The 26,570-nt window shown below is 70.3% G+C and carries 20 protein-coding genes; 12 read left to right on the plus strand and 8 right to left on the minus strand.

Features of this window, described 5'->3' with window-relative positions:
* The first annotated feature begins 46 nt into the window (after positions 1-46).
* Together ACX114_RS08975 and ACX114_RS08980 are read left to right on the plus strand one after the other, a co-directional pair.
* Positions 47-1,093: a phytoene/squalene synthase family protein gene (locus ACX114_RS08975; protein WP_459296662.1), complete on the plus strand. Its 1,047-nt coding sequence runs from the start codon at positions 47-49 to the stop codon at positions 1,091-1,093.
* On the plus strand, positions 1,093-3,054 hold the full coding sequence (locus ACX114_RS08980; protein ID WP_459296664.1) for a 2,3-oxidosqualene cyclase: 1,962 nt from the start codon (positions 1,093-1,095) through the stop codon (positions 3,052-3,054). The genes ACX114_RS08975 and ACX114_RS08980 overlap by 1 nt, the downstream gene beginning before the upstream one ends.
* Here ACX114_RS08980 and ACX114_RS08985 read toward each other — a convergent pair.
* The gene (locus tag ACX114_RS08985) at positions 3,044-3,637 is read right to left on the minus strand and encodes a hypothetical protein (protein ID WP_459296666.1); all 594 of its coding nucleotides are present in this window, start codon (positions 3,635-3,637) and stop codon (positions 3,044-3,046) included. The two genes, ACX114_RS08980 and ACX114_RS08985, sit on opposite strands and share 11 nt — an antisense overlap.
* 320 nt (positions 3,638-3,957) lie before the next feature.
* On the opposite strand from ACX114_RS08985, the gene ACX114_RS08990 reads away from it, so the two are divergent.
* Positions 3,958-4,755: a LytR/AlgR family response regulator transcription factor gene (locus ACX114_RS08990; protein WP_459296668.1), complete on the plus strand. Its 798-nt coding sequence runs from the start codon at positions 3,958-3,960 to the stop codon at positions 4,753-4,755.
* A gap of 25 nt (positions 4,756-4,780) precedes the next feature.
* Here the strand turns inward: ACX114_RS08990 and ACX114_RS08995 are convergent, their stop codons facing one another.
* The gene (locus ACX114_RS08995; protein ID WP_459296670.1) at positions 4,781-5,287 is read right to left on the minus strand and encodes a DUF1993 domain-containing protein; all 507 of its coding nucleotides are present in this window, start codon (positions 5,285-5,287) and stop codon (positions 4,781-4,783) included.
* 182 nt (positions 5,288-5,469) lie between these two features.
* Here ACX114_RS08995 and ACX114_RS09000 point away from each other — a divergent pair, with 182 nt between their 5' ends.
* Positions 5,470-7,203 carry a serine hydrolase gene (locus ACX114_RS09000; protein WP_459296672.1) on the plus strand — a complete coding sequence of 578 codons (1,734 nt, stop codon included), beginning with the start codon at positions 5,470-5,472 and terminating at the stop codon, positions 7,201-7,203.
* Between the two features lie 9 nt (positions 7,204-7,212).
* On the opposite strand, the gene ACX114_RS09005 is transcribed toward ACX114_RS09000, so the two are convergent.
* Positions 7,213-8,637, minus strand: a complete 1,425-nt coding sequence (locus ACX114_RS09005) for an RtcB family protein (protein ID WP_459296674.1) — start codon at positions 8,635-8,637, stop codon at positions 7,213-7,215.
* Positions 8,638-8,850: 213 nt separating this feature from the next.
* Here ACX114_RS09005 and ACX114_RS09010 point away from each other — a divergent pair, with 213 nt between their 5' ends.
* The 5 genes from ACX114_RS09010 to ACX114_RS09030 all read left to right on the plus strand — a co-directional run bounded on the left by ACX114_RS09010 (position 8,851) and on the right by ACX114_RS09030 (position 14,601).
* Positions 8,851-9,282, plus strand: coding sequence for a hypothetical protein (locus ACX114_RS09010; RefSeq protein WP_459296676.1), 432 nt, complete (start codon positions 8,851-8,853; stop codon positions 9,280-9,282).
* Entirely contained in the window at positions 9,279-9,740 is a 462-nt protein-coding gene (locus ACX114_RS09015; protein ID WP_459296678.1) for a MarR family winged helix-turn-helix transcriptional regulator, read from the plus strand. The genes ACX114_RS09010 and ACX114_RS09015 overlap by 4 nt, the downstream gene beginning before the upstream one ends.
* An 83-nt stretch (positions 9,741-9,823) precedes the next feature.
* Positions 9,824-11,656 (plus strand): bifunctional metallophosphatase/5'-nucleotidase, encoded by a 1,833-nt coding sequence (locus ACX114_RS09020; RefSeq protein WP_459300103.1) that lies wholly within the window; start codon positions 9,824-9,826, stop codon positions 11,654-11,656.
* 88 nt (positions 11,657-11,744) lie between these two features.
* A complete protein-coding gene (locus ACX114_RS09025; RefSeq protein WP_459296680.1) occupies positions 11,745-13,226 on the plus strand; it encodes an aspartate ammonia-lyase in 1,482 nt (493 codons plus the stop codon).
* A gap of 31 nt (positions 13,227-13,257) precedes the next feature.
* Positions 13,258-14,601, plus strand: a complete 1,344-nt coding sequence (locus ACX114_RS09030; protein WP_459296682.1) for a DUF2254 domain-containing protein — start codon at positions 13,258-13,260, stop codon at positions 14,599-14,601.
* An 11-nt stretch (positions 14,602-14,612) separates the two neighbouring features.
* On the opposite strand, the gene ACX114_RS09035 is transcribed toward ACX114_RS09030, so the two are convergent.
* Entirely contained in the window at positions 14,613-16,169 is a 1,557-nt protein-coding gene (locus ACX114_RS09035; RefSeq protein ID WP_459296684.1) for a leucyl aminopeptidase, read from the minus strand.
* Between the two features lie 147 nt (positions 16,170-16,316).
* On the opposite strand from ACX114_RS09035, the gene ACX114_RS09040 reads away from it, so the two are divergent.
* The gene (locus ACX114_RS09040) at positions 16,317-16,880 is read left to right on the plus strand and encodes a hypothetical protein (RefSeq protein ID WP_459296686.1); all 564 of its coding nucleotides are present in this window, start codon (positions 16,317-16,319) and stop codon (positions 16,878-16,880) included.
* Positions 16,881-16,892: 12 nt separating this feature from the next.
* On the opposite strand, the gene ACX114_RS09045 is transcribed toward ACX114_RS09040, so the two are convergent.
* The 4 genes from ACX114_RS09045 to ACX114_RS09060 all read right to left on the minus strand — a co-directional run bounded on the left by ACX114_RS09045 (position 16,893) and on the right by ACX114_RS09060 (position 21,629).
* Positions 16,893-17,879 (minus strand): type II asparaginase, encoded by a 987-nt coding sequence (locus tag ACX114_RS09045; RefSeq protein ID WP_459296688.1) that lies wholly within the window; start codon positions 17,877-17,879, stop codon positions 16,893-16,895.
* A gap of 16 nt (positions 17,880-17,895) precedes the next feature.
* Complete coding sequence (locus ACX114_RS09050; RefSeq protein ID WP_459296690.1) at positions 17,896-19,485, minus strand: AbgT family transporter; 1,590 nt, start codon at positions 19,483-19,485, stop codon at positions 17,896-17,898.
* Positions 19,486-19,510: 25 nt separating this feature from the next.
* On the minus strand, positions 19,511-20,332 hold the full coding sequence (locus ACX114_RS09055; protein ID WP_459296692.1) for a DUF481 domain-containing protein: 822 nt from the start codon (positions 20,330-20,332) through the stop codon (positions 19,511-19,513).
* 205 nt (positions 20,333-20,537) lie between these two features.
* The gene (locus ACX114_RS09060; protein WP_459296694.1) at positions 20,538-21,629 is read right to left on the minus strand and encodes an SGNH/GDSL hydrolase family protein; all 1,092 of its coding nucleotides are present in this window, start codon (positions 21,627-21,629) and stop codon (positions 20,538-20,540) included.
* Positions 21,630-21,776: 147 nt separating this feature from the next.
* Here ACX114_RS09060 and ACX114_RS09065 point away from each other — a divergent pair, with 147 nt between their 5' ends.
* Both ACX114_RS09065 and ACX114_RS09070 read left to right on the plus strand, forming a co-directional pair.
* On the plus strand, positions 21,777-24,266 hold the full coding sequence (locus ACX114_RS09065; protein ID WP_459296696.1) for an RCC1 domain-containing protein: 2,490 nt from the start codon (positions 21,777-21,779) through the stop codon (positions 24,264-24,266).
* Between the two features lie 270 nt (positions 24,267-24,536).
* The gene (locus ACX114_RS09070; protein WP_459296698.1) at positions 24,537-26,564 is read left to right on the plus strand and encodes a WD40 repeat domain-containing protein; all 2,028 of its coding nucleotides are present in this window, start codon (positions 24,537-24,539) and stop codon (positions 26,562-26,564) included.
* Positions 26,565-26,570: the final 6 nt, after the last annotated feature.

The raw sequence follows: 26,570 nt of genomic DNA on the forward strand, positions 1-26,570 counted from the left end.
ACGACTTATCCATTGAGGCGCGGCGCCGCACGCGAAGGAGGCAGGCATGAAAGTGCAGGGTGCATCATTCTGTCGCACGCAATTGCCCCAGGTCTCCCGGACCTTCGCGCTCAACATCCCGCTGTTGCCCGAGCCCCTGGACCTGGCGGTGACGGTGGCCTACCTGCTGTGCCGCATCGCGGACACGCTGGAGGACGAGGCCGGCGGGGCGCTCCACGGTGCGTTGCTCGACGAACTGGGATGTCTCGTATCGCTGGAGCCGGGCTGGGAGGCCCGTGCCCGCTCCTTCGCGCGAAGGGCGCGGCTGGCCCTGCGGGACGAGGCGCCGCGAGCAGAGGCCGAGCTCGTTTCCGAGACACCGACCGTGCTCGAAACCCTGGCCTCGCTTCCCTCCTGGGTCCACCCGCCCATCGCGCGATGCGTGCGAACGATGGCTGGCGGCATGAAGCAGATCCAGCGGATGCATGGAGGGGGCGGGCAGGTGATGGGGCTGCCCGACCTCCAGGCGACGTTCATGTATTGCTATTACGTGGCGGGCGTCGTCGGCGAGATGCTGACCGGCCTCTTTGTCGCCAGCTCACCCCGGGTCGCCTGGCGCGAGGAGCGGCTCCTGTCGCGGGCGCCTGCCTTTGGCCGGGCTTTGCAGCTCACCAACATCCTGAAGGACGTGCGCGAGGACCTGGACCGCAGAAGCTGCTGGCTGCCCAGGGACCGCATGGCCGCGCATGGCCTCACGCCCGCCACGCTGGCCCTGCCCTCGCTCCGCGCGAACGCCGTGGCGCTGATGGAGGAACTGGTGGCGGTGGCGCGCCGCGAGCTGGACGTCGCGCTCGAATACTCGCTGGCGCTGCCCGTGGAGGAGCCCGGCCTGCGGCTGTTCTGCCTCTACCCGCTCTTCTTCTCGGCCGCGACGCTCGACGCGGTGGAGGGCAACCCCGCGGTGTTCGAACCCGAGCCCGTGAAGATTCCCCGGGAGACGGTGGCGACGCTGATGCGGCTCACGCAGGAGCGGGTGGGCTCGGATGAAGCGCTGCGGGCGCTCTACGCCCATGGCTCACGGGCATCCCAGGGCGGCGCGGAGGCCTGGTCCTGATGCGGCGGGCCCGGGACATGCTGGCCGGGACGCAGGCGGCGGACGGCTCCTGGAAGGGGGACTACAGCGGTCCGCTGTTCCTGGGGCCGGTGTACGTGGCCGGGCTGTATGTGATGGGGCGCATTCCAGATGCGTCCGTCCGCGACGGCATGGTCGCCCACATGCGCGCGCACCAGAACCCGGATGGGGGGTGGGGGCTGGACGTGGAGTCGCCCAGCCTCGTCTTCACGTCGGTGCTCAACTACGTCGCGCAGCGGCTGCTGGGCATTGGCGCGGATGACCCGGAGCTCATCCGAGCGCGGGCGTGGTTCCTTCCCCGGGGCGGCCCCTTGGGCAGTGCGTCCTGGGGGAAGTTCGTCCTCGCCCTGCTGGGGCTCTACGAATACGAGGGCCTGGCGCCCGTGCCTCCCGAGCTCTGGCTGTTGCCGCGAGCGCTGCCGTTCCATCCCTCCCGGCTCTGGTGCCACTGCCGCATGGTGTACCTGCCCATGGGCTGGCTCCATGGCCGCCGGGTCCGCGCCACGGAGACGCCGCTGTTGGCCGAGCTGCGGCGCGAGCTGTACCCCCAGCCCTACGAGGACGTGGACTGGAAGGCGGCGCGCGGGCGCGTGGCGAGCACGGACGCCTACAGCCCCCACGGTCTGGGATTGCGCGCCGTGCACCGCGTGCTGGGCCTGTATGAGCGCTTCCATTCGAAGCGGCTGCGGAAACGCGCGCTGGAGGAGGCCCTGGCGTTGATCCGCGGCGAGGACGAAGCGACGCACTTCGTCTGCATCGGGCCCATCAACAAGGTGCTCGACATGGTGGTGTGGCACGTGGCGCGGCCGGACGGCCCGGAGGTGCAAGCCCACCTGGAGCGCCTGCCGGACTATCTCCAGCGGACGCCCGAAGGCATCACGGTCAACGGCTACAACTCCTCCCAGCTCTGGGACACCGCCTTCGCGGTGCAGGCGCTGGTGGCCTCCGGCGAGTCCGCCTGGGCGCGCGACACGCTGGAGCGCGCGGGCCGCTTCCTGGAGGCGCAGCAGGTGCTGGAGGATTCGCCAGACGCCGCGCGCCACCACCGGCATCCCAGCCGGGGAGGGTGGCCCTTCAGCACCCGCGCGCACGGCTGGCCCATCAGCGATTGCACGGCGGAGGCGCTGAAGGCGTGTCTGTTGTTGGAGCCGCTCGGGCTCAATCGCGTGTCACGCCAACGCCTGGAATACGCCGTGGCGTTCATCCTGTCGTTGCAGAACCGGGACGGCGGCTGGGCCACCTACGAGCGGCAGCGGGGGCCACACTGGCTGGAGCGGTTCAACCCCTCGGACGTCTTCGCCGGCATCATGGTGGACCCCAGCTACGTGGAGTGCACGTCGGCCTGCGTGCAGGCGCTGGCGGCGTGGCGCAAGGCATTCCCGGAGGCTCCGGTGGGCCCGGCCATCGCGCGGGGCGCGGACTTCCTTCGCCGCCAGCAGCGGCCGGACGGCGGCTGGGAGGGCTCCTGGGGCGTCTGCTTCAGCTACGGTACGTGGTTCGGCGTCACCGGCCTGGTGGCCTCGGGCGCGGGGACCGCAGACCCCGCCCTGCGCAAGGCCGTCACGTTCCTGAAGGCCCACCAGCGCGAGGATGGCTCCTGGAGCGAGACCCTCCAGTCCTGCCGCGAGCGCCGCTGGGTGGAGGGGCGCACGGGCCACGCGGTGACGACGTCCTGGGCCGTGCTGTCCCTGGTGGCCGCGGGCGAAGCGAACGCGGAGTCCACGCGCCGGGGCGCGGCATGGCTGCGCGCGATGCAGGACGCGGACGGCCAGTGGCCACGAGAGCCCCTGGCCGGTGTGTTCAGCCGCACCTGCGCCATCCACTACGACACCTATCTGCGCATCTTCCCGCTGTGGGCGTTGTCGCTCGCGGAGCGCCAGGCCGGAGCCAACGGCCCGGACGCTCCACGTTACGCCCACGTCACGGAGGGGCTCAGAAGGTGATGGTCAGGTCATGCAGGACGGCCGAGCAGCCCGTCTTCGTCCCCGCCTCGTCGCCGGACGTGTCGCCCACGCAGGTGATGTTCTGCACGATGCGCGTGTTCGAGCTGAGCTGCGGGAAGCCGTAGACGTCCTGCGCGTGCCCATAGTCCGTGTACCCGAAGTGGAACTCGGGCCCGATGTAGAAGTCCGCGACGGGCACCGGAGACGGCGAGAGGCTCACGATGGGCGTCGCGGTGGTGGCGATGTGGTACCACTGGTGACCCTCGACCCTGGTGGTTCCTCCCACCTCGTAGCCCCAGATGAACATCCCGATCCAGAGCTCGTTCCCGTTGCGCACCTCCAGCTCGAAGTCGATATCCATCTTCGGGCCGTTACCGGCGAAGTCCGCGTCCCCACCCACCCTGGGCGGAACGAAGAACCCCAGCGGGAAGTCGTTGATGGTGATGGTGGACAGGCCCTGCTTCGTCGTGGCCACGGACTGCTCCGCCGGGGCCTCCGTCGCATCGAGGGTTTCCGGACCACCGCAGGCCCCGAGCAACAGCGCGGCCACCGGCAGGGCGTAAGACACGAAACGACGCATCATGGGCTGACTCCTGTTCGTGGTGGAGAGACGGTGTGAGGAGTACGGGGCCCCGCGAAACGAAGGCATCCGCCTGACGCCAATGGCTCCCAACGCGGGACGAAGTGGCCTTTCCCGGGGGTGAGCTGGCCAGGACGGCAATGAATGGCATCCCGTGAGGGTGGCGGATTCCAGGCATGCGGAAGTCCTGTTCGCCTCGGAATTCTGAGAGTGCCCGGGATTGAGGTGGCCTTCGTATATCCAGGGTCAGAGGCGGGGTGTGCGTGGCGTCATGCGCTCGGGACGGTGGATGGGCCGTCTGGCATTGGGGAAAGGTGCAAGACGTGGCGATTGCCGACGCATTGTTCGGGTCCGCGCCCATTCGGGTGATGGTGGTGGAGGGCGAGGCCGGGAGCCGGAGGCTCCTGGGCTCCCTTCTGGACGCCGACGCCGAGGTGGCCATCGCGGGCGTCCACGAGGCGGGAGTCCGCGCCGTGGAGGCCCTGCGGCGCGAGCCCGTGGACATCCTCTTCCTAGACGTGGACCTGGAGGACGTGGACGGCTTCCAGGTGTTGCGCGAGGCGGGGACCGCCTGCGCGGGCGCCGTGGTCCTCACGACCGCGAGGGAAGGGCACGCGTTGCGCGCCTTCGAGGCGGGCGCGCTGGACTACCTCCTCAAGCCATGGACGCCGGCGCGGTTCCGGCAGGCGTTGGCGCGGGCGAAGGAGCACGCGCGCCGGGAGCGCATCCAGTCCCTGGTGCGGCGGTTCCCGGGGCTCGTGGGTTCGCGGCGGGAGCCCTTCGGGGCGCCGCGCTACCTGGAGCGGCTGGTCATCCGCGAGGTGGGGCGGGTGACGTTGCTACCCGTGTGCGACGTGGACTGGATGGCGGCGGAGGACAACTACGTCCACGTGCACGTGGGCGCCAGGAGTCACCTCCTGCGCCAGCCGATGCGGGAGCTGGAGGCCCGGTTGGATCCGGAGCGCTTCGTACGAATCCACCGCTCCACGCTCGTCAACATCCAGCGGGTCCATGAGCTGCGCCCGCTGCTCCATGGTGAGTACCAGGTCATCCTGCGCGACCGCACCACCCTGAAGCTCAGCCGTGGCTATCGCGAACGGCTGAGCCTGCTGCTGGCATAGGGCTGCCTTGCTGCCCGGGGAGACGTCAGGGCGCGCGAAGGCTCTGCGACCCCAGGTAGTCCGCCTTGCCCAGGTTGACGCCGTTGTGACGCAGCAGCGCGTACGCGTGGGTGACGTGGAAGAAGAAGTTGGGGAGCGCGTTCTCCAGGAAGTAGTCCGCGCCGCTCATCACCTGGCCCTCCCAGCGGGGGTGGGTGACGACGCGTCCGGCGGCGCCCTCGAAGTCCTTCGCGGTGAACGTGTCCAGGTACGCGATGGTGGACCGGACGCGGGCGCTGAGCTCCTCCAGCGTCTGCTCCGTGTCCGGGTTCGACGGCGCGGCCTTGCCTGACAATCGCGAGGCCGCGAGCTTCGCGGCGTCACAGCCGATCTGCACCTGCCGCACGAACGGGAGTTGATCCGGCGCCAGCCGGAAGTTCAGGTAGAGGTTCGGGTCGAAGGGCTTCGCCTTGGCATGGGCCGCGGCCGTCTCCAACCACTTGCTCAACTGCCCCAGCTGCTTCTTCATCTGCGAAAAGAGCTCGAAGTACATGGGCGCGCAAGCTAACGGGACAGCAATTGGCGCGCGAGCCAATCCGCGAGGCGTCCGGCCCCCTCAAGCCGGACGCCCTGCGTCATGCCCGTGACGCCGGCTGCTCCGTGCATGGGATGAAGCGGCTTCTGGACGGGGTGAACGGCCGAGCCAACGACTGGCGTGGAATGAGCGCCCGGGGCATGAAGGCGTCGCGACACCAGGCCCGGTGGCGCCACGAACACGAAGGGGTCTCCGTGCGGTCAAAATCCTCTCTCTCCTGCCTGCTCGCGGCGCTGATCCTCTGGATGGCGTGGCCTTCCGTCGCCCACGCCCAGCCGGCGGCGCGCCACGCCCGGGTGGATGCGCTGTTCGCCCTGTGGACCGGCGATGCGACGCCCGGCTGCGCGGTGGCGGTCTCCCGCGACGGCGTCGTGGACTACGCGCGCGGCTACGGCATGGCGAGCCTGGAGTACGGCGTTCCCATCACGCCGGAGTCCATCTTCCACGTGGCCTCCATCTCCAAGCAGTTCACCGCCTTCGCGATGGGGCTGCTGGAGCAGGAGGGCAAGCTGTCGCGGGACGACGACATCCGGAAGTACCTGCCGGAGCTGCCTGACCCAGGGAAGAAGGTCACCCTCGCGGATCTGGTGCATCACACCAGCGGCCTGCGGGAGCAGTTCCACCTGCTGAACATGGCCGGCTGGCGCGGCGATGACCTGATGACCGTGGACGACGTGCTGTGGGTCATGGCCCGGCAGCGCGGGCTGAACTTCGAACCGGGCACGGAGTGGAGCTACAACAACACCGGCTACACGCTGCTGTCGGTCATCATCCAGCGCGTGGCGGGAAAGTCGCTGCGGGCGTTCGCGGAGGAGCGCATCTTCCGGCCCCTGGGGATGCGCGACACGCACTTCCACGACGACCACTCGGAGGTCGTGCCAAAGCGCGCGTCGGCCTATTCACCGCGCGAGGGCGGTGGCTGGAGCATCAGCGTCCCGGTGTTCGACTACTACGGCTCCACCAGCCTGTTCACCACGGTGGGGGACCTCCTGAAGTGGGAGGCGAACCTCCTCCAGCCCCGCGTGGGTGGACAGGCGCTGGTGGACTGGCTGCGGACCTCCGCCACGTTGAAGAGCGGCGAGGCGACCGGCTACGGCGCGGGGCTGACGCTGGGCACCTATCAAGGCCAGCGGACGTTCGGGCACAACGGCGCGGACGCGGGCTACCGCTCGAGCGTCGCCGTCTATCCGGACTCGCGCCTGGCCGTCGCCGCGTTCTGCAATGCCTCCACGGCCGTGCCCTCCGAGCTCGTGCGGAAGGTGGCGGACGTGTACCTGGGCACCAGCCCCCAGCCCGTGAAGGCGCCCACGCTGACGGTGCCGGAGGCGGCGCTGAAGGAGCTGGCGGGCGTCTACTGGAGCGCGGTGACGGATCAGGTCGTGAGGCTGGAGGTGAAGGACGGAGCGCTGCGCGGCGTCGGTTCGTCCACGCCGCTGGTGCCGGTCGAGCCAGGCCTGTTCCGCATGGGTGAGTCCACGGAGGTGTGGCGCTTCCCGGCGCAGGCCGCCAGGACGCCGCGAGAGGTCCACGTCCGGGACACGACGAGCGCGCTGCCCGCACGCGTCTACACGCGCGTGGACGCACGGCCGCCGTCCGCGCTGGAGACGCTCGCGGGCCAGTACCACAGCGACGAGGTGGACATGACCTTCACGGTGCGCGTGGAGGACGGCAAGCCGCGAGTGCGCTGGCAGCGCCAGAAGAGCACCGTGCTCGAAGCCGTCGGTGGGGACCGCTTCGTCAGCGACGCGCTGGGGACGGTCACCTTCACGCGCGCGAAGTCAGGCCAGGTGGATGGGCTGACCCTCAGCACGCTCCGCGCCCGCCGCGTGCTCGCGGAGCGGCTGCCCGCGCCGCGGAAGGCGCAGGGCCGTTGAGGGACGCCGTCAAGCCTTGAAGGTCATCAAGGGCCGCAGCCGGGCCACCTCCCGGATGATGTCGGCGTCCACCTGGGAGGCCACCACCGGGCCAATGGGCTTGTAGGCGGCGGGGGCCTCCTCGATGCGGCGCTCGGCCCGCATCGCGATGCAGTCCACCCCCGTCAGCCCCAGGTCCTCCTCCCGGTGCTTCGCGCCACCCCGTGACATGGAGAAGCGCGAGTGCGCCCGCCCCGCGCCATGCGAGGCCGACGCCAGGGCCTTCGCGTTGCCCAGGCCTCGCATCAGGTACGACGTGGCGCCCATGGAGCCGGGGATGATGACCGGCTGGTCTTCTTCCGCCGGGCAGGCCCCCTTGCGCGCCAGCCAGCCACCCTCCCAGGGCAGGGTGATGTTGTGGGGCACGTCGTAGACGAGCGGCGCCTCCACGTCCCCGAACAGCTCCCGCAGCGTCTGCCGCACCAGCTCCGCGAGCAGCAGCCGGTTGAGGAAGGCGTAGTTGGCCGCCGTGGCCTCCGCCCTCAGGTACTCGCGCACCTTCGCGGGATCCGCGAGCGGGAAGATGCCGCTCGCCGGGTGCGAGGCCCCCGTGGGCCACGCGGCGCGCGCCCGCTCCTGCCAGGTGCGCCCCACGTGCTTGCCCATGTCCCGCGAACCGGAGTGCACCATGAACGCGAGCTGCCCCTCCCGCACGCCCCAGGCCCACGCCCGCGCGCGGTCCACCACCGCCTCCACCCGCTGCACCTCCACGAAGTGGTTGCCTCCGCCAATGGTGGCGAGCCCCGGGTCGCGCACCACGCCCTCCCGCCGGAGCCCGGTGGGCGCCCAGGCCGGGTCGCCCTCCAACGCACCGCCAAGATGGACGCGGCCGGACTCGCGGTGAAGCTGGCCCAGGTCCATCCGGGCCGACATGCCCAGGGGCTGTCCTTCCGTCTCCAGGAGCCAGCCGGGCAGGCCGTCCCGCAGCAGCGCCTCCAGGGCGCGCGAGCCCTGGGCGACGTCCCGCGTGCCGAAGAAGTAGTGCCCCTTCATCCGCTCGACGAAGGCGTCGCGGCGGGCGAGGAAGGCGTCCACGGGGATGTCCGCGACGTGCAGGCGCATGCCGCAGTTGATGTCCGTGCCCACGGCGCCGGGGACCACCAGCCCCTCCGTGTGGACCACCGACCCGATGGCCACCCCGGAGTCGCCTGGATGGAAGTCCGGCGTCGCGCGCACCTGCTTCACGCGGCCGCCGTCGGGGTGATGGAGCGCGGCGAGCGCCGCGAGCTGCTGGAGCGCCTTGCCCTCCACCGGCAGGTCCGGCGGAAGGAGGACCTCGGCGGGGGGAGCATGGGGATCCGCCAGGAGGCGGACCGTGTAGACACGACCGTCGTAGGCAACGTCGAGCCCCTCGCGGGCAAGCGCCCGCAGGAGCCGGTTCAGTTTCGGCTGCATGACCTTCTCGGAATCTGACCCGGGCGGAAGTCCGGCCCGGGGGACGTGAGCGATGGATTCGAGACCTCGGGTCAGCAGCCGCGGTCGGGACGCCGGAGCGTCCGCGACCCCCTGGACGATCCAACACACCGCGCCTGACGGGCTCGCGTAAATGCCCGCTCCAGTCGAGGATGGGCCCATGGACGTGTCGAAGCAGGGGAATGGAGTGGTGTCATGACGGTGGCGGTCCTACGGGCCCAGGCCCCGGAGTTCGATGTGGCGTCCGTCCTGGACCGCTTCCCGGAGTGCCACCCGGATGCCGTCTGGCTCCAGGGGGAGCAGCACCAGCGCCAGGGGAGGCACTCGACCTCTGGCTTCAACCTCACCCTGGTGGAGGACGGCGAGGGCACGCTGCACGGCCCCGTCGCCGCCGCCCGCAGGCAGCTGGAGGTGCTGGCCCCGCTGCTCGCGGAGCTGCGCCAGCAGGCCGTCCCCTGCGTCGTGGACTTCGGGCTGTTCGTCGGCACCGCGCGGCACTTCACCAGCTCCATCCACTTCCCTCCCGACGACGTCCGGTGGTTCGCGGACCAGGGCATCGCGCTGGCCGTCTCCGCCTACCCGACGGCCGAGGAGGAGTCGGAGGACTCCTCGGGCAACCTCCAATGAGCGCGAAGTCCGCCCCCCGCTGGGACCCCGAAGCCGTCCCGACCTTCTGGATCAACCATGCGTCCCGGCTGCTGATGCGCCACTTCGAGCAGCGGCTGCGGCCGTTGGAGTTCGGGATGGCCTACCTGCCGGTGGTCATCGCGCTGGAGGAGCACGGGCCGCTCCTGCAGAAGCAACTGGCGGAGTACGCCCACGTCGAGCAGCCCACCATGGCCGCGCTCCTCACGCGCATGGAGCGCGACGGGCTCATCCAGCGTCAGCCGCACCCGGACGACAGGCGCGCGACCCGCATCCTGCTCTCGGCCAAGGCCCGGGAGCGCCTGCCCCTGGCGAAGCAGCAGCTGGGGGAGGTCGCGGAGCAGGCGACCGCGGGCCTCAGCGAACGCGAGCGCGCCACGTTCATGTCGCTCCTGCGCCGCGTGGTGGCCAACCTGGAGCCCGAGACGATGTCAGATTGACCATGTAGGGTGCGCGCCCCTCCGGAAGATTCCCTTCCGACCTGGCACAAGGTCGAGGCCCCTTGAACCGCTCCTCCTTCCTGATGCGCGCGCTGCGCACCGGCACTTTCTGTCTCGTGGGCGCAAGCTCGCTGATGACCGCCTGTGATTCCAACGATGATCCCCCCGTCGACCCGACCCCGGTGGACCGGTCGCCGCGCACGCTGACGCTGCTGCAGACCAGCGACCTGCACACCAACATCTTCCCGTGGGACTACTTCACCGGGAAGCCGGACGCGAAGCGCGGCCTCTCCAAGGTGGCCACGCTCATCAAGCAGGAGCGGGCGAAGAACCCGGACTGCACGCTGCTCGTCGACACGGGTGACACCATCCAGGGCTCGCCGCTCGGCACCTACTACGCCCAGGTGGACAACGCGTCCAAGCACCCCATGGCCGCCGCCATGAACGAGCTGGGCTACGCCGCCATGGCCATGGGCAACCACGAGTTCAACTACGGCCAGGACGTCCTCAACAAGTTCAAGGGCGAGGCGAACTTCCCCCTCCTCGGCGCCAACGTGCGCAAGAGCTCGGACGGCTCCGAGGCCTTCACCCCGTACATCATCACCACGGTGTGCGACGTGAAGGTCGGCATCCTCGGCCTGGTGACGCCGGGCGTGGCCACGTGGGAGCGCAAGGACAACATCACCGGCCTGCGCTTCGATGAGCCGCTGGAGATCGCGAAGACGTACGTGCCGAAGATGAAGGCGGCTGGCGCGGACGTGGTGGTGGTGGCCATCCACGGCGGCCCGGACAAGCAGCCGACGGGCAGCGCGAGCAGCCCCGAGTCGTGGCTCGCGGACTACGCGGACCCCACGAAGTGGACCGACCGCGGCAACCTCGCCGCCGAGAACCAGGCCGTGCAGATTGCCCAGCAGGTGGCGGACGTGGACGTGCTCCTCACCGGCCACACCCACCAGCCCATCCCGAAGATGCTGCTGAAGCAGCAGGATGGCCGCGAGGTCCTCCTCACCCAGCCCAACCGCTGGGGCAGCCACCTGGCCGACGTGCAGCTCAACGTCACCTGGAACGGCGAGCGCTGGGGCGTGGACGCGCACGACTCGAAGCTCCACGCGGTGGACGAGACGGTGGCGGAGGACCCCAACGTCAAGCAGCTCACCCAGGCCGCCCACGACACCACGGTGGCCTACGTGAACCAGAAGATTGGCAGCACCACCGCGGCCTTCACCGGCGGCTTCCCCGGCCGCTACGTGGACAGCGCCCTGGCGGACCTGCTCAACATCGTGCAGGAGGAGGCCGCGAAGGAGGCCGGCTTCCCCGTGGACCTGTCCGCGACCGCCCTGTTCTCCAATGACGTCGCGCTGCCGGCGGGGGACGTCACCCTGCGGGACGCCTACAGCGTCTACATCTACGACAACACGCTGTACGTGATGGAGATCAACGGCTCCATCCTCCGGCGCGCGCTGGAGATGAACACGCTGTACTTCAAGCAGCTGGACGCGGCCAACCTCCCCGCGAAGCCCGCGGACGCGAAGGCCACCACGCCCGTGGTCGCGGACTACAACTGGGACCTCTACTCGCACATCGAATACGGCTACGACCTGACGAAGCCCGCGGGCTCGCGGCTCACGCACCTGCGCTTCCAGGGCCAGGACGTGAAGGACGACCAGGTCTTCCGCATCGCCGTGAACAACTACCGCGGCGGTGGCGGAGGCGGGTACAGCATGTTCAAGGAGGGCACCCTGCTGTGGTCCTCCGCGGACGGGGTGCGTGACTACGTCGCCAGCTACATGCAGGCGCACCAGAACCTGTCGCCGGACGTGGTGAACACCTGCAACTTCACGCTCACGCCGGACCTCTACGCGCACTACTTCCAGGCCACGCTCGGCCCGGCGAAGTGCGCGCCCTCCGTGCCGTGACGTAGGCGTCTCAAGGACGCCCGGTGGACAGCCCTCTTCCCCGGAGGGCACGTCCCACCGGGCGTCCCGCGTCCCTACGTTGCCGGCGATGGCCGACCCACGCGCGGAAGAGACGTTCCAGAAGAGCATCCACACGCTGACGGCGGACGGCGCATCGCCCCGGACGGAGACGGACAGCCTGGGCTCCCGGCGGCTCCCGGCGGACGCCTACTGGGGCATCAACGTCAGCCGCGCGCTGGACAACTTCGCCATCAGCGGGCGCCCCATCTCCGTCTATCCCGACCTGCTCTTCGGCTACGCCTGCGTGAAGCAGGCCGCGGCCCGGGCGAACGCGGAGATTGGCGTGCTGGACGCGACGCGGGCCTCGCTCATCGACCAGGCCTGCGAGGACATCAAGGCCGGCCGGCTGCACGACCAGTTCGTCGTGGACGTCATGCAGGGCGGGGCCGGCACCTCCACCAACATGAACTTCAACGAGGTCATCGCCAACCGGGGCCTGGAGCTGGCCGGCCATCCCAAGGGCGACTACGCGCACCTGGACCCGAATGACCACGTGAACCGGAGCCAGAGCACGAACGACACCTACCCGACGGCGCTCAAGGTCGGGTTGATGCTGTCCGTCGAGCGCCTGCTGGGAGAACTCCACCTCCTGGAGCAGGCGTTCCGCGACAAGGGGCAGGAGTTCGCGGGCATCGTGAAGATTGGCCGGACGCAGCTCCAGGACGCCGTGCCCATGACGCTCCAGCAGGAGTTCGAAGGCTTCGCCGTCACGCTGGCCGAGGAGCACGTGAGCCTGACGGAGGTCTCCCGCCGCCTGGGGGAGATCAACCTGGGAGCGACGGCGATTGGAACGGGCATCGCCGCGGATCCGCGCTTCGCGGAGGCGGCGCGGGCGCACCTGGCGGACATCACCGGGCGCCCCATCGTCACCGCGCCGGACCTCATCGAGGCGACCACCGACGTGGGCGTCTTCATGGAGGTGTCCGGCACCCTCAAGCGCACCGCGATGAAGCTGTCGAAGATCTGCAACGACCTGCGGCTGCTCGGCTCCGGCCCGCAGGCGGGCTTCAACGAAATCAACCTCCCGCCCATGCAGGCGGGCTCCAGCATCATGCCGGGCAAGGTGAACCCGGTCATCCCGGAGGTCGTGAACGAGGTGGCGTTCGTGGTCGCCGGGGGAGACGTGACGCTGACCATGGCCGCCGAGGCGGGCCAGCTCCAGCTCAACGCCTTCGGGCCGGTCATGGCCCACGTGCTCTTCGAGAACCTCAAGTACATGACCGCCGCCATGGCGACGCTGCGCGTGAACTGCGTGCGGGGCATCACCGCCAACAAGGAGCGGCTCGCGCTCCAGGTCGAGTCCTTCGTGGGCGTCATCACCGCCCTCATGCCGCACATCGGCTACGCGCCCGCGGCACGGCTGGCGCGGGAGGCCCTGGCCACGAACGCCAGCATCGCGGACCTGGTGGTGTCCGCCGGGCTCCTGACCCGCGAGCAATTGGCCGAGCTGCTCTCACCGGAGCGGTTGACCCGGGGCCAGGCGGTGGAGGCCCGGGACGACGAGGGCTAGCCCCCGGCGGCCCCTTCCGCGCGAGCTCCGCATGTCCATCCGCCGCCTGCGCAGGTTCTTCCGCGAGCCCTACTGGCTGGTCCTGGGCGGTGTCATTGTCGTGGGCGTGGTGGCGGGCATCGGGCTTGCCCGCATGGAGACGGACACCGCCTGGGGCGTGTTCGGGCATGCGTGGCCCGGGGATGTCGACGACACCCGGGGCGCGCTGGGGACGCTGCTCGGGTTTCAAATCACCGTGCTCACCATCGTCCTGTCCCTGAACGCGCCGGTCATCCAATCCGCCGCGAACCAGTACTCACCCCGGCTGGTCCCCATCTACCTGAAGAGCGCGCCGCTGCGCCGGGCGCTGCCGTTCTTCGCCCTTTCCAGCAGCTTCATCCTCGCGGCCATCCGGGAGCTGGGCATCATCGAGGACCACGGCGTCAGGCCCCGGCCCGTGCTGTCCGTGGCCATCTTCCTGGTGGTGGTGGCGCTCTGCCTGCTCATCGTCTTCCTGGTCCGCACCTTCCGCTTCCTGCGGGTGGAGCGCGTGCTCGGGCTGGTGCAGGACCTGATTGTCTCCGCGACGGAGCGCCGCATCCAGGCACGCCTGAAGCGGCTTCCGTTGGACCCCGGGGTGGTGCTGCGGCTGCCCGCGGATGCCACCTCGCTCCTGGCCGCAGCGTCGGGCTACCTGGCGGACGTGGACCTCCAGGACCTCACGCGGCACGCCCGGAAGTGGGGCGTGCGGGTCCGCATCTGCATCACCGTGGGCGAGTACATCGACCAGGAGGACGTCATCGGCTGGGTGGTGGCGGATGGAGGCGGCGCCGTGGACGCCCACGTGCTCGACGACCTCGCCGCCACGCTGAGCATCCAGTCCGCGCGCGAGCCCGGCTGCGACCCCGCGCTGGGGCTGCGCATCCTCGTCGACGTCGCGAACCGGGCCCTCTCCTCGTCCGCGAACGACCCGTACACGGCGCGGCAGGCGCTCCATCAGATCCGCTCCGTGATGCGCCGGCTGGCGGGCCTGCCGCTGGGGGACTGGAACGTCGTCGACCCGGATGGCAGCGCGCGCGTGTCCCTGGTGGCCATGCGGCTGCGCGACTACCTCTTCCTCGCCGTGGATGGCCCCCTCCACTACGCGGGGGGCGACCCGGAGGTGCTGGAGGAGGTGCTCCAGATTGCCCTCACCGTGGGCCTGCTCGCGCGTGACGCCCAGGACCGCGCCGCGGCGCACGCGCTGTTCGCGCGCGTGCTCGCGGACGTCCAGGGCTCCACGGAGAAGGACCGCTTCCACCGCCTGCTCGCCCAGGCGGAGCGCGTGCGGGCCTCCTTCCAGGGCGAGCGCCGCACGCGCATCGAGCGGGGACGCGCGGACTGGCTTCCGGACTGAAGCGCCGGCCTTCAGTGGCGGGTTTCGCGGGTGGGCTTGAAGCCCATCACGAAGTCGATGAGCAGGCGCGTGCCGTAACCCGTCGCGCCCTTGCTGCGCCACGCGTTGTCGCGCTCGGCGCGCGCCGTCCCCGCCATGTCGATGTGCGCCCAGGGCAGCCCGTCCACGAACTCCTCCAGGAAGAGCCCCGCGGTGATGGCCCCGGCGTTCTCGCCGCCCACGTTCTTCAGGTCCGCCACCTCCGACTCCAGCTCCTGCCGCAGGCGCCGGTCCAGCGGCAGTTGCCACACGGTGTCGCCGGTGCGCTCCCCCGAGTCCTTCACCTGGTCCACCAGGGACTGGTCGTTGCCCATGACGCCCGCGCTCAGGACGCCCAGCGCGCGCTGACACGCGCCGGTGAGCGTGGCGATGTCCACGATGGCGTCAGGGCGGGGATCCTGCTCGGTGGCCAGGACGAGCGCGTCCGACATCACCAGGCGGCCCTCCGCGTCGGTGTTGATGACCTCCACCGTCTTGCCTCCGCGCACCGTCAACACGTCCCCCAGCTTCATGGCGGTCCCGGAGGGCATGTTGTCGGTGCACATCAGGTACGCCGTCACCGCCGTCCTGCAGCCCAGCGGCTTCAGCGCCGTCATCGCCGCGAGGATGGCGCCCGCGCCGGACATGTCGCCCTTCATGGTCGCGTGGACCAGGTCGTTGGGCTTCAGGCCCAGGCCGCCCGAGTCGAACATGATGCCCTTGCCGACCAGCGAGATGCGGCCCACGGGCTGGACGGCCTCGCCCCGGCTGCCTTTGGGCGTGTACGTCAGCTTGATCATCCGAGGCGGCTCCGCGCTGCCGGCGTTGACGCCCAGCAGGCCGCCGCAGCCGAGCCTGGCCAGGGCCTCACCGTCGAAGACTTCAATCTCCAGGCCGCAGCGCCTGGCCAGGGACTCGGCCACCTCCGCCAGCCGCGCGGCGGTCAGCAGGGTGGCGGGGGAGTTGGAGAGGTCGCGCGCGAACGCGGTGGCGCGGGCGTGGATGCCTCCGCGCATCATTCCCTGTTCCACCTCGTCGGTGTTTCCCGAGCCCGAGACGAGCGTGAGGTGTTCGAGCGGCGGCTCCTGCTCCGAGTGCCGCTTGTAGGGCCGGTAGCGGTAGCGGGCGAGCAGGACGCCTTCGGTCAACGCCTGCGCGGCGAGGTCCACCGGGACGCCCCCGGTCTCCGGGACCTGGAGCGCCACGCGCTTCTGCTGGCCCACGGCCCGCGCGAACGCGGCGGCGGCATCCCGGAGCTTGCCTGCATCCAATTGGGCCCGCGCCCCCAGGCCGACGGCGACCAGGGGCGGGCCGTCCTTGCGGGGAATGAGCAGCGTCTGGCCGGCCTTGCCCTCGAAGCCCGCCGCCTTCAGGAACGCGCGGTCGAGTCCGGGGGCCTTCACCTCTTCGTCCGCCCCCACGAACGTGCCAACACAGCCGGCGTCGCTGGGGACGGCGTCGGATGCGGCGAGCTTCGTCTCCTCCGGGGATTCGATGGAGGGAGCGGGGTGGAACTCGGCCTGAGCGCGCGAATGAAACGAGGTCAACATGGAAGCCTCCTGATGGAGGAACTGGGCACGGCCCGAGGAGGGTGCAACATCCAGAAGGCCACTCGCCCCTGCCTCCGGGAGCGGTTTGCCGGCGGATGGAAGGTGTGGATGTTCCGCAACGCAATCCATCCCATGAGGGGGAAGCCCATGCGCACACTGCCGTCGAAGCGGATGTCACTGCTCACCGAGCGCGAAGCCCAGCTCGTCCTGTCCAGCGCCCCACGCAACCTGGCCGAGCTTTCGCCACGGGAGCTGCGAGGCCGCATCCTGAGAGCGCGCCGCCTGATGGAGAAGTACCAGGACCAGGCGCAGCGGCAGCGCAGGGAGGCGCTGCGCAAGGAGGTGCCCGCCCGCTCCCGCCGCGCCGAGGGCAACCGCAACACCCTGCGCAAGGCCGAGTACTTCGCCCTCACGCTGGAGCGCTTCGAGAAGCGGCTCGCCCTGCTCGAGCGCAAGGCGCGCATCCGGACCCGCGCCGCGAGCCGCCCGAGCGCCACCCGGCGGACGACGCGCGTGGCCACGGGAGGACGCAAGCCCGCGCGCCGGACGCGCGCCGCCGGACGCACCGCGAAGGTCACCGCCACGAAGCAGGCGTCCCGCCAGAAGCGGGGAGGGGCCCTGAAGCAGGAGCGCTTTCCCGCCCTCAAGAGACAGTCCCACGCCTCGGCCCGGGGCCGCCGGACCCAGACCCGGCGCGACTCGCGGCGCTGAGCGCGCGGCACCCTAGTGACGGTAGAACGCCTCCTGTACCGCGAGGCGCTCCATGCCCTGTGCCAGACAGAGCTGCAGGAGCACGCGGCTCTTCTGCGGGTTGAGCTGGTCCGCGGCGACGAAGCCCAGGGCGTCGTCGTCCATTTCGATGTTCCGGCCCACGTCGCCGCTCACCACCCGCGTGCTGCGCACGACGACGACGCCCGCCTTCGCCGCCTCCGCGAGCGCCGCCGCGGCCTCCGTGGAGACGTTGCCGTTGCCCATCCCCGCCACGACGATGCCGCGCGCCCCGTTCACCACGCTGGCGCGCACCAGGTCCGGCGGCATGTGCGCATGGGCATAGAGGATGTCGACCCGGGGCAGGCTTTCGAGCCCGTCCACGGAGAACCCGGACGCGGCGGAGTGCCGGTGCGTGGGCTGGCGGAAGTAGCGGATGCGCCCGTACCGCGCGGTGCCCAGCAGGCCCGGCCCCGGTGAGATGAAGGTCTGCACGTCCGTGGTGCTCGACTTCGTCACGTCGCGCGCGCAGTGCAGGTCGTCGTTGAGCACGACGATGGCGCCCCGGCCGTGGGCCTCCGGGTCGGCGGCGACGGCGACCGCGTTGTAGAGGTTCAGCGGCCCGTCCGGGCTGAGCGACGTGGCGGGCCGCATGGCGCCGGTGAGCACCACCGGCCGCGCGCTCCGCACCACCAGGTGGAGGAAGTAGCCGGTCTCCTCCACCGTGTCCGTGCCGTGCGTGATGACCACGCCGTCGGCCTCGTCACCCTCGAAGAGCGCGTTCACCCGGGCCGCCAGCCGCAGCCAGAGGCCGTCGTCCATGTCCTGGCTGCCCACCTGGGCCACCTGCTCGCCCCGGAGCGTCGCCAGGGCGCGCAGGCCGGGGACGGCGTCGATGAGCGACTCGACGGTGACCTCGCCCGCGCGGTAGCCCGGCTCCACGCCGGAGCCGGCCCTCCCCGCGATGGTGCCGCCCGTGGCCAGAAGGTGGACCCTCGACATGGTGTGTCTCCCGCGCCTACCCGAGCCCCCAGGGCAGTCCCAGCACCTGCCAGGCGACCAGGAGGGCAATCCACACGGCGAAGACCACGATGACATACGGGAGCATCAAGGCCACCACCGTCCCCACGCCCGCGTCCTTCTGGTACTTCTGGGCGAAGGTGACGATGAGCGCGAAGTAGGCGTTCAGCGGTGAGATGGCATTGAACGGACCGTCGCCCACGCGGTACGCGGCGAGCACGGCCTCCGGGTCCACGTTCAGCCGCATCAGGAGCGGCACGAACACCGGCGCGAAGATGGCCCACTTCGGAATGGCGCCCGTCATGATGAGGTCCAGCACGGCCACCACCAGCACGAACCCGATGAGCAGCGGCAGCGCGCCCAGGTCCGCGTGCTCCAGGGCGTCCCCCACCTTCACGGCCGCGATGGTCGCCATGTTCGTGTAGGTGAACAGGGCGATGAACTGGCTGATGATGAACAAGAGGAAGATGAGGCCGCCCAGCCCGGCGACCGCCTTCTCCATGGCCTTGATGACGTCCACGCTGTTCTTGAGCGTCCCGGCGCCAACGCCATAGGCGGCCCCCGTCACCAGGAACAGCACGGTGATGGCGACGATGAGTCCGTTCATGAACGGCGAGTCCCCGATGAGCGCGCCCGTCTCCGGATTGCGCAGCGGAGCCCCGGGGGGCAGCGCCAGCAGGCCGAAGAACACCAGCACGCCCACGAGCCCCCAGAACGCGAACTTCAGCCCCCGCGACTCCTCCGGGGACAGCTTCGCGCCCACCGTGGCCGGCTTCTCTCCCTGGTACGCACCCAGCCGGGGTTCGATGAGCTTGTCGCTGATGAGCGACACGATGATGGTCAGCATCACCACCGACGCGACGGAGAACCAGAAGTTCGCCGTCAGGTCGATGGAGCGGTCCGGCGCCATGATGTGGATGGCGTCGTTGGTGATCTCCGTCAGGATGCCGTCCAGCGGTTTGATCAGGATGTTGACGGTGAAGACCGCGGCGACACCGGCGAACGAAGCCGCCAGGCCCGCGAGCGGATGCCTGCCCACGGTGAGGTAGGCGGCCGCCGCCAGGGGAATCAGCACCAGGTAGCCGGCATCCGCGGCGATGCTCGACAGGATGCCCACGAACACCAGGATGTACGTGAGCAGCCGCGCCGGAGCGACCGCCACCAGCTTGCGGATGAGCGCGCCCACCAGGCCCGCCGCGTCCGCGACGCCCACGCCCAGCATGGCGACGATGATGACGCCCACCGCGTTGAAGTCCATGAAATGCTGGACGACGCCCGCGAACATGAAGCGCAGGCCCTCGCCCGTCAGCAGGCTCTTCGCGGCGGTGGTCGTCTCCTCCAACTGGTGCGTGTCCGGGTTGATGGTCTCGTAGGTGACGCTGGCACCCATCCTGTAGAAGATGTGGGAGAGCACCATCACGATGGCGATCAGCGCGACGAAGATGACCGCGGGGTGGGGGACCTTGTTGCCCACCCGCTCGATGGCGTCGAGCACCCGCTCCATGCCCTTCTTCTTCGGCGGCGTGCGCTGTTTCTGCTTCGTCTCGCCCGGGACCTGGATGTCGTCGAAATGAGCCGCTTTGCCCATGGGAGTGCTGCTCCTTTCCAATCCCTCAGATCTCCAGCTCACCGCCCACCGAGAGCGAGGTATCCGTCTTGACCTTGCCTGCCGCGGGTGCGCTGTCGTGTTGCAACTCGAAGAAGGTGGTGAGCGCGAAGCGGTCCGTCAGGTGCACGGACAGCTTGGTGGTGGAGTCCAGCAGGACGCGCGTGTCGCCGAAGATGTCTGGAAGGAGGATGGCGTCCTCGCGCAGGTGCACCCGCTCGTTGATGTCGTAGCGGAACGCCAGGCCCACCGCGGGCGACCACAGGGTCACGTTCGGCAGGTCCTCGCGCGTGGGGATGTACTGGAACCGGCGGTCCTTCGCGTAGCTCGCGCCCAGGTACGTGCGCAGGAAGAGCTCCTTCGACTTCTTCTTGCGCTCCAGGAACGTGAAGCCGGCGCCCAGCTCCACCTCGGTGCGCAGCTCCAGGCTGGCGGGGTGGTCGGTCTCCAGGCCCAGGAAGGAGTAGGCGCTGAGCAGGCGCGTGAAGCGGTAGTCACCGCGCGCCCAGCCGCCGAGCGTCAGGGCCGTGACCTCCCGCTCCTCCTCGTCCTCCGCGGCCGCGTTGCCGTAGGCGCCATCCGCCTCCAGCGTGAGCGCCCACACCGGAGACTCGTACTCCGCCATGGCGTCGCCCGTGATGGTGAAGGCGCGGCTGTTGCCGCTGAAGAAGGAGGCGCCCAGCCCCGCCGTACCCGTCCAGGGCCCCTCGTCCTCCTCCTCGTCCCCGGCTGCCGCCGAGACGGCAGCCGGTGAGGGGGCATCCTCCGCTTCGGGAGAAGGCGTGGGCGTCTGGGCCATGGCCGCGAAGAGGATGAAGAGTGGACTCATACGTGCCCTGGGGAGGGAGAAGAGCCTGCCTGTCCCGGTGAAGAGGGAGGGGCGGCCTCGGTGGTGCTCGAAGGCCTTCTCGCGTTCCACGCAACCTTCGACACGCACCGCGCGTACGGCAATCACAGGCGGGCATGACAGGGGATGGCCCCCTCGTGCCTCTGCCTGTCGGAACATGATGAGGGATTGGTTTCGCGGGCCCGGCTCAGGGGCGCACGACGTCCTGGATGAACCGGCTCAGCGACTCCGCCATCTTCTGGTGCGTGGCGGCGGAGGGATGCCAGTCCTCGCCAACGCCGTCAGCGAAGGGGTTCTGCATGGCCATCACGTGGCGGTGGATGCGGGCGTCGCCCAGGCGCTGGCGCTCCGCCACGAGCTGGGAAATCCAATCCCCGACGTGCACGGACGTCACCACGCCCTGCTGCTCCTGCCGCTTGAAGCCATCCGTCATGCTGCCCAGCGTGCAGACGATGTGCGCGCGGGGATGCAGCGCGCGGAGCCGCTCCAGGAAGGTCCGGTAGGCCGCCTTGAAGGCCGCTTCATCCGGAAGGAACGCGGCGGTGCCCGAGCCCGCGAACGTGTCGTTGGTGCCGGCGTTGAGGACAATCACGTCCGGCGAGTCGTTGGAGAAGTCCCAGGCGGCGGGATGATCCGCGACGGCGCGCTCGTAGACGGCGGGGATCAACCCGGACGTGGACAGGTCCAGGTTGCGGTACACGCCGTGGCCCGAATAGCAGACGAACACGGCCTCCGCGCCCAGGCGCTGGGCCGTGAGCCAGCCATAGGCGCGTCTGGGATTCTGGTGCCTGGACGTGAACGAGGGCACCTTCGAGGAGGCCGTCTCCGGGACGAAGGTGGCGTCGGTGCCATAGCCGCAGGTGATGGAGTCACCGACGAACTCCAGCTTGAGCCCCGGGTGCCGCTGGGGCGGCTCCCGGAGCTCGCCGTGCACTTCGAGCGACAGGAGCGTGCTGGCGCCCACCAGGGACTCGGTGCGCTTGAAGAGCTCCACCGTGTGCAGGCCCACGGGCAGGTCGCTGGCGAGCAGGTAGCTGCCCGGACCGGGATTTACCGCGAGCAGCCTGGGCGCTGCCCCGTCCACCGCGACGTCGAAGTGGTTGGTCCCCACGTCGCCACCCAGGCCCGCGTCATCGAGCCGGATCCGCACGGCGTCTCCCCAGAAGCGCGCGCGCATCGTCACGCCCGGATGGGAGAAGACCCTGCCCGTCTCGGAGCGATACGTCCGGCCCACGTACCGCACCCGCGCGTCGGTGGCGGGAATGTTCACCCAGTTCATGGAAGGGCTTTCCGGTGTGGGGGAGGGCGCCTTGCACGCGGCCAGCGACAGGCCCATGCCAAGGCAGACGCCAGCGATGCGGGAATGGTCGGGCACGCAGCCCATGCTAAATGACTCCTCTTTCCTGTCATCTCAAGGGGGATTCCCATGAACCGATTGATTCAATTCCGCTTCCAGCTGGCATTGCTGGCGGTGCTGGCGCTTTGGGGCACCGGCTGTGGCTCCGACCCGGAGCCGCCACCGCCGCCCCAGCCGAAGTCCCCCACGCTCGTGGAGAGCACGCAGTCCGCCGTCAACCTGATGGCCAACGAGACGGTGGCGTTTCACGTCGCCGCGAAGGATGACGCCCAGCGGACCCTGAAGTTCAGCTGGGAGGCCAGCATGGGGGGCCTGGAGCAGCCGCAGAGCACCGCGACGACCAGCGACGTGCGCTGGAGGGGCCCCGAATGCCTGCCCGCGGGAACGCGCGTCACGGTGACGGTGACCATCACCAACGACGTGGCGCCCGCCATCACCCGGAGCTTCGGGCTCTCCGTCGTCGCGTGCCCGGACGCACCGCTCGTCGCCGGAGGCCGCTACCACTCGGTCATGCTCCTCCGTGACGGCACGGTGCTGGAGTGGGGCTCCTTCTCCCCCCGCGTCGACGGCTGGATCCAACCGGTGCGCGGACTGGGTGGCGTCCGCGCGGTGGCGGCGGGTTTCCGCCACTCCCTGGCCCTGCTCACGGATGGCTCCGTCTGGACCTGGGGGGACAACTCCGAGGGCCAGCTTGGAAACGGAAGGACCGACACCTCGTCCACTCCGGTGCGGGTGGTGGGGCTGACGGAGGTCATCGCCGTTGTCGCCGCGGGTGACTTCTCGCTGGCCCTGCGCAGGGACGGCACGGTCTGGGCCTGGGGGGAGAACGTCGACGGCCAGCTCGGTGACGGAACGAAGGAGCGGCGCCTCACTCCGGTGCAGGTGCCGGGATTGGCCAAGGTCACCGGTCTTGCCGCGGGCAGGGAGCACTCGCTGGCCGTGCTCGCGGATGGGACGGTCCGGGCCTGGGGAGACAACTCCTCCGGTCAGCTTGGCAATGGCGAGAACGGCGTGGATGCCAGCAGCCTCCGCCCGGTCGCGGTGTCCAGGCTGACGGACGTGGTCTCCGTCGCCGCGAGCTACGCGCTCTCGTTCGCCGTGCACTCGGACGGCACCGTGTCGTCGTGGGGCACCAACGTGGACGGGGCCCTGGGCAGTGAGCAGCGGAGGAACTGGTACCTTCCCGGCAAGGTGCCCGGAGTGACCGACGCGGCCGCCGTCTCCGCGGGCACCTTCTATGCGGTGGCCCTGATGGGGGATGGCACGGTCTGGAGCTGGGGAAGCAACCCCGAGGGCCAGCTCGGGGATGGGACGTACACCCAACATGAGCCCAAGCAGGTGCCGGGATTGGCGGAGGTCACGGCCGTGTCGGCGGGTGACGATCACGTCCTGGCCGCGCTCGTCGACGGGAGCGTGCGGGCCTGGGGCGACAACCAGTACATGCAGCTGGGCAGGCAGCCGGACACCGTGAATCGCAGCGCGCCCGTGCACGTGGAGGGGCTGACGGATGTGACGAGCGTGGCCGCGGGCGAAACCCACTCCCTGGTCCTGCGCGCGGATGGCACGGTCTGGGCCTGGGGCGACAACCGCAATGGCGACCTGGGGATTGGGGAGGGAGCCAACCGCAGCGCGACGCCCGTCCAGGTGCCGAAGCTCTCCGGGGTGAAGGGCATCGCCGCGGGCATGAACTTGTCACTGGCCGTGCTCACCAATGGCACCGTCATGTCGTGGGGCTACGATCTCTACGGGCAGTTGGGGAACGGCTCCGGGAACTCCGCCTACTCCCCCGAACCCATCCCCGGGCTGAGCGGCGTCACGGCCGTGGCCGCGGGCCGAGGGTATTCGCTGGCCCTGCGCGAGGACGGCACCGTCATGTCGTGGGGGAACAACTCCGAAGGCCAGCTCGGCGATGGGACGACCACCGAGCGCTCCACGCCAGGGCAGGTGGCGGGCCTGACGGGGGTCGTCGCCATCTCCGCGGGCGCACGTCACGTGCTGGCGGTGCGCTCGGATGGCACCGTCTGGGCGTGGGGGGACAACTACTTCGGGGCCCTGGGGGATGGAACGACGACGGCCCGCTCCACGCCAGGGCAGGTGGCGGGCCTGACGGGAGTCGTCGCCGTGGCCGCGGGGCGGTATCACTCCCTGGCCCTGCGCGAGGACGGCACCGTCTGGTCCTGGGGGCTCAACAGCGACGGTCAGCTCGGCGACGCGACGGCCTCCAGCCGCCTGTCCCCGGCGCAGGTGTCCGGCCTCGCGGGCGTCCAGCGCATCGCCGCGGGCGAATACCACTCGCTGGCGGCGATCGAAGGAGGCTCCCTCGTCACCTTTGGCGACAACACCTCCGGACAGCTGGGGCTGGGCGAGGGACAGGAGCAGCAGTCGCGCGGAGAGCTCCCCACGCTTCGCAATCTCCTCGCCATCGCGGCGGGCTCCACCCACACCCTGGCCGTGGCGAGCACGGGCATCGTCTACGCCTGGGGCGGCAACGCCGCGGGCCAGCTCGGCAATGGCGAGGCGGCGAACAGCCCCCGGCCCACCCAGGTGACGCTGCCGTAGCAGCAGGAGGGCACTCGAGGCGCATCCGGGGCCGCCAGGCCGCAGCGGCGTGCCCCGGGAGCGCTCATCCGCCCATGAGCGCCGGGGCGCGCCGCCGGGACATGCCCACCGCCACGGCCGCGAGGACGGCGAGCCCCATCGCCGCGACACCCTCGCGCCGTATGTGGGCCAGACGCTGCGGCTGCGTCCGCCCTGGCCCGTGGGTCGGGCCGTGACGCACGCATTCGGAGGGGCTGCCTCGGGCAGCGGGGCGGCGGTATCATCGGTCCAATGCCAGGATCCTTCGGCAACCCCTCGCAGTGGACGGACTGCTCCGACGCGGAGCTGGAAGCGCTGGTGGAACAGGCCGACTTCAGCGGCTTCGAGCCCGGCCGGGACCTCGCGCCGCTGCGAGAGCGGCTCCTCCGGTTGGAGCGCGAGCGCGGCATCACGGAGGTCCACCGGCGCCTCTCCGACAAGGTGCTGGCCGCGGGAGCACGGCTCGTGGAGACCCCGCGCTACATCGGCACGCAGAGCGCCTTCGCGCTCAGCCCGGATGGACGCCATCTGGCCATCGCGAGCAACCGGTTCGACGGATCGCACGGTGGAGACGTGCGCATCTGGGAGCTGGCGACTGGGCGCTTGGTTGACGCCGTCGGGTTCGAAACGACGAGGGTCGGGTCGGGGGGGGATCCCTCCTGTCTCCAATGGTCGCCGTCGGGGCAGTGGCTCGGCGTCATCCTGGACGGCGTCATCGTCGGCGTGCTGCGAGCCTTCGCCGGAGCCCCGCCTTGCTTCACCGCCGACGTCACCCGGCGCTGGGGCTCGCCGCCCGCGTGGGCTGTCATCAATCCCGAACACTCGAAGGACCGGGGGCACCTGCCCGCGTGGTGCTGGTCTCCGGATGAAACCCGGTTGTTCATCTCCACCCCCGGGCCGGACGGCGCGCTGGGCTGCATCGTCCCATTCCGGGAAGGGGCCCGGATCAACGAGGACAGTGAGGGCCTTCGCTGGTGCCCGGCCCGGTTGGACGGACGGCCTTCGAGATCGCAGCCGCATACCTGGGTGCGGTGGAGCCCGGATGGCTCCCGCATCCATGGCTATTGCAAACACGAGTACGTGCTCGAGCCGCACCCCGACTCGGGCCAGGACGCCCATCCGTCCGCCTCCGTCATCGACGTGCGAAGCGGCGACCTCCAGTACCGCTTCGATGAACTGAAGCTGCCGGTGGCGTTCTCGCCGGACGGTGCCCGCCTGGCCTACGGAGAGGACCCGCCCCGGCTCGCCAACGGCCACACGGGCCAGACGATGGCCAACCTGGCCAGGCGCGCCCGTGTGCACATCCACTCGGTCGCTGAATGCGTCTGGTCCCGTGATGGCCGGCGACTGGCCGTCCTCGTCAACGAGTACGACCACCCCAAGGCCCTCATCTTCGAGGAGGGCCAGCTTCTGTGCGTGGTGGACCTGAAGGGCCGTTATCTCGGGCGGTCCTCCTGGAGCCATGACCTGCTCCGCTGGGCCTGGTCTCCGGATGGTTCCATGGGCGCATGCCTGACGAGGGAGAACAACCCGTACAGGGAAGAGACCCAAGGGGGGATCGAAGTGTGGAAGGTGGGGCCCGCGCCCGGGTTCCTCCGGAGGCTCGAGTACGCCGGCCTCATCAACGGACTGGCCTGGGGCGCGGACGACACGCTCGTGGCGACGGGCCAGGATGACATTGCCTTCTGGGACGTGACGACCGGACAGCCTCGCTTCCGGGCTTCGTCCGAACTGGAGCCGGGACGCGTGCCGCCCCCGGACGCCTGGAACCCCTGGCCGGACGGAACCGCGCGGTTCATCCCGACCGAGCGCGGCTGGGACTTCACGCGGGTGGAGCCGGACGGCACCGTGGTGTGTCCCCCGGGCTCGCGGGCGGAGCTCGCGACGCGGCTGATGTTCTCCGTGGAGGGGCGCCATGCCTGGCCCTGGCGCTGGGCCGTCGGGACCCGGCATGCGCGGTGGGAGGACAACGCCCCCGCTCCCGTCGCGCCCCAGGTCCCCGACAAGCAGCCAGGCCTCTACCGGGCCGAGCCAGCCTTCATGTTTCTCTCCGCCATCCGCCGCGACAACCTCGCGCCGTATGTGGGCCAGACACTGCTGCTGCGCCTGCTCGGGTCGAGCAATGCCATCGGGGTCCTGCGTGAGGCCACGGAGAAGGGACTCCTGCTCGACCCTCCTTGCCCTTCGCCCAGGTCAAACCGCGATCCGGTGCTGCCCTACGACGAGATTGCGTGGGTGGGGCCGGCGGTGGCGCTCGAGGGCCCGGCGACCGGGCCGTGACGCATG

It is taken from the genome of Corallococcus sp. M7, from assembly GCF_054512695.1.